2 protein-coding genes are annotated in these 2,352 nt (G+C 42.9%); both read left to right on the top strand.

All coding sequences use genetic code 11. The annotated features are described in order from the left end of the window. On the top strand, positions 1-1,812 hold a 1,812-nt coding region (locus ACFIJP_RS08785), incomplete at its 5' end, for a hemagglutinin repeat-containing protein (protein ID WP_375627015.1). Further along, positions 1,809-2,216 carry a hypothetical protein gene (locus ACFIJP_RS08780; protein ID WP_375627014.1) on the top strand — a complete coding sequence of 136 codons (408 nt, stop codon included), beginning with the start codon at positions 1,809-1,811 and terminating at the stop codon, positions 2,214-2,216. The genes ACFIJP_RS08785 and ACFIJP_RS08780, both read left to right, overlap by 4 nt. Positions 2,217-2,352: the final 136 nt, after the last annotated feature.

Raw genomic sequence — 2,352 nt, 5'->3', positions numbered from 1 at the left:
AGCACACAAAACAGCAGTGAAAGTGCTTCAATGAGTGTTGGCACCGGTTATGGCACGGGTGGCGCAGGGGCAACGGGCAGTGCTGCTTTTAGTCAAGGGGAAGGTTCCAGTGAGGAAGTTCAACACAAAAACAGCCATATTATAGGTAGCGGCACTGTTCATACCATAAGTAAGGGAAATACCACACTAGCAGGCGCTGTAGTTTCTGGAGAGCGTGTAGAAGTAGAGGTTGGTGGTGATTTTGCCATTACCAGCCGCAGTGATACGGGACAAACTTCCAGCAAGCAAAACTCTGTTTCTGTTGGGTTTGGTGCTGGACAAACGGGTGGTGGGGGCTCCATGAGTGCCTCTTTCCAAAAGGATAAATCCTCTAGCGATTATCACAGTGTTGTGGAACAATCAGGCATCAAAGCGGGTGATGGCGGCTTTAATATCATTGTTAAAGACAAAACAACGCTGACCGGAGGCATCATTGCCAGCACCGCGCCGGCAGATAAAAACAGCCTGACCACTGGAAGCATTACCACCGGTGATATCAGCAACGGTGCCCATGCTAAAGCCAGCAGCCATGGGTTTAGCATTTCTGGGAATGACACGATAAAGAACATTGCCAAGAATGTTTTAAATCACGGCAAAGCCAAGGATGGAGCAGAAGGGGAAACCAAATCTGCTATCAGCGATGGGACTATCATCCTTACTGATACAACTGGACAGAGGGCGATGGGGCAAGATGCTGGACAAATCATTGGCTCTCTCAACCGCAACACCGCAGCAGCCCACCAAGCTGTAGGACAGCTAGATGTCGCACCGCTTGAGGGGGTAGTGCATAATCGCGTAGATATGATCAATGATTTATCGGATGAAGGATTGGGATACCTTGATAAAATTTATAAAATCACAAATGTCAAAGAGCACCCAGTAGGTGAGGTTGCGCATGATGAAAATGGCAATGTCCTCTATTTAACCGATGAAAATGGAAAACCTATAAAAGGCAGTGATGGAAAATATATCACTCTGTATCACTTTTTAAAGCCAGAGGAAGAAAAGCATTTACAAAAAGGCCCTAATGGTGCTGTTTATATGTTCTACAATGGCATTTTTAATTCACCAGATGATGCTGCGGGTAATGCTGTCCAATTGGCTGTTAATAAAAATGGTCCCCTTTATTTTACATACTTTCCCCAAGCTGACGATGTGCTGGTAGAATTAGGGGTAGCATTTTATCAAAAGTTTTTTGAAGGGGGCTCTTGGGGGTTGACCAATTCAACCAAAAAGTTCCAAGATTTTATCTATCGTTATGGCAATGACAATGCTATTGTTAGTGGGCATAGCCGTGGTACCTTAACAATACGCAATGGAGCAAATGACTTGCAAGAACATGGTATCCACAGTGTAGCCAAGAAAACAGACTTCTATCTTGTTGGAGCGGCTGCTCACATGCAATCGATGGCCAATACAGTAGATTATCTAAGCGATGGCGAAAAAAATTATATCTACATACAAGGCCATATGTTAGACCCCATTAGTACAGTGATTGGTTACAATTGGCCTACGGCTTATAAGGCACCTTTAAATCTAGATTTTTCACTTTTGGAGAAAGGTATAAAAAATCCTTTTTATATGACGATATTTGCAGCAAACAGTTTATTTACTATAGCAACTAATCCAATCAGAGAGATGGGGAGAGCGGTCTTGGGCCTTAATCCGAGCCCCCATAATTGTTATGCTGATGCAAGTCGTGAGTGTCAAATTAATTATGGTTCATTTAGTTTTAACAAACTTTATTCAACGAGAACAGGGAACAAAAAATGAAAATGTTGTTTAATTTATTAAGCCTGCTCATTCTGTTAACGGTTGCTGGATGTGACATTGAAAACATTGATAAACCTCCTCGAGGAGAGACGGCTGTGTGGGAGAAGCTAGGAGCAGATTCTACTGAGGTAGGAAAAGCATTGCTAGAATGTGGTTTGCCACACCTTAATTATCTTGAGGATGAAGTTCAAAAGTTAAGCAACAATGAGAATGCAACGATTGATGCTTGCATGATCCAAGCAGGATTCCATTATAAAGGGAGAGCTAGCTGGTGTTCTCCTTTTAACGGTAGAGACCTCCCTATTTGTCAGCCTGGTGCTGTCATCCCACAGAGAAGTGTCGAAAAGCGCTTAAACAGCCCGTTTTGTAAAAAATATAAAAATGCGGATGAATGCCAATCTTAAGTTTTGCTGTTTGTGACGATCAACAATCCCCACACTCACGTTTTTACATGCCTGTGCGGGATTGTTTCCTCACGCACATTATTTAACGGATGAAGAACAACAGAATTTACAAAAAGGTTCTGATGGCAAGGTTCAT

It is taken from the genome of Bartonella sp. MU37NMGALS, from assembly GCF_042194015.1.
GTDB classification, from domain to species: Bacteria; Pseudomonadota; Alphaproteobacteria; order Rhizobiales; family Rhizobiaceae; genus Bartonella; species Bartonella grahamii.
This window is presented reverse-complemented; position numbering and strand designations above follow the sequence as displayed.

Excerpts from the sequence above, each read along its gene's own strand:
- ACFIJP_RS08780 (WP_375627014.1), top strand. The coding sequence starts at position 1,809 with ATGAAAATGTTGTTTAATTTATTAAGCCTGCTCATTCTGTTAACGGTT.